The 1,574-nt window shown below is 39.5% G+C and carries 1 pseudogene; it reads left to right on the plus strand.

The annotated features are described in order from the left end of the window. A pseudogene (locus tag J3U27_RS11535) lies at positions 1-1,115 on the plus strand (hypothetical protein); the annotation flags it as partial. Between the last annotated feature and the right edge of the window lie 459 nt (positions 1,116-1,574).

The following is a 1,574-nucleotide window of genomic DNA, read 5'->3' on the forward strand; positions in this document are numbered from 1 at the left end:
GTATGTTCGTTCCTACTAATACTAATTCAGTCGCTTTGAGTTCTCTTATCGGTCCTCCTAATAATTATTGGGGTGATGATGATGGTGATGCTGACGTTACTGCTACTGGTTCTTTAAGTTTATCTATCGTCGATAAAAACAATCAGTCTATATCACGTAGTAACGTTCCAACAATTTGTAACGCACCTTATCGTGTTATGTTATCCAGTACTGACGGTACATTATCTACTCGTTACGGTATTCCTAATCGTAGTACTTTCCGTGAAAGTAGTGAGACTTATTACGTCAATCCTAAGGCTGGGCCTGTGGTTTGTTTTGCTCGGCCTAACTTATTGTATGGTAAGCCTGATGAGAATGATTTGGGTTTGGATTTCCAAGGCCCAGCTTCGATGTGGGACCCTGCTAATGGTTTTATCCCTCAGTCAACTGGTCCATCATCTTACGGTAGAAACTTTCCTACAACTGGTGCTAATGGATTGTACTTTGACTTAGATATTAGAGGTGTTAGTCAGCCATTGTCTTGGTCTCCGGTATATCAAGGAGGCATTACAGTTACAATGTCTAATCCTACTGCTACAAGCGTTCGTGTTACTTTAACTGGTCCTTACGCTACCGAATCCCAGCATAGTTCAGACAATCCTGGTCGTATTTCTACTCCATCTTTGCCTCAGACCTTCGAGTTGGTCGGTCGTGATAATAATGGTACTCCTGTTGTTAAATATGGTTTTACTTTGAAGCAATGGTTCGTCCACCGTGGTACTAACTCTTACGGTTATTCTAATACATTATCTTGGTGTAATAGTCTTGGTTATCGCCTTCCTAGCGTAAAGGATTTAACCAATGCATCTTGTCCGTCAGGCTACAATTATAACTGTAGTGGTTCAGTCGGCGCCACTCCTTCTTCTTCTAATAATCATTACATGCGTCATATAGATGCTGGGCTTTTCACGGAGTGGGGTCGTATGAATGATTATTCAGGCGTTGGCTTCAACCACAATTTTTACTGGACTAGAGACCCGTCTGATGGCACCCAGTTTATCGTGGACACAGACTACGGTGACGTGGATTGGGGGTACACCTACCTCGACATCTACGGACTATGCTCCCATCCTTAGTTTTTATTTCTTCGTCCTTAATCCTTAGGGCGGGGGTGGGGGTGATAAAAAATAGTATTAGGTGATTAAAAGTAAGCTGACTCATCGAGTCAACGTCGTTTAGCCATAAAAAAAGCGATTTTGCGGCTTAGCGACGCTTCAATTACCCGCCTAGGCGGGTTTATTTTTGCGGTTTTTTATCACAAAAAAAGTTGAGGAGCGAGGTTTTTGAGGTTCTAAATTTCACTTAAAAATTATTAAAATATCAAAATCACTAAATTTCTAATCCAAAGCCCTAAAATAAAATTTTCAAGGATCAATCGCTCTAATCCTAAAGATTTGTAATTATAATATATTTAATTAAAACAATAGATAACCAATTGCAACTTAGATCATTTTTAGATCCTATTTACAAAAGTTAACGTAAATGAGTGAAAAAAAGTGTTGCATCGTGTTTTTCCAATCACTATACTTTTTACA

The sequence above is a fragment of the Gilliamella sp. B2911 genome, assembly GCF_026536965.1.
GTDB classification, from domain to species: Bacteria; Pseudomonadota; Gammaproteobacteria; order Enterobacterales; family Orbaceae; genus Gilliamella; species Gilliamella apicola_E.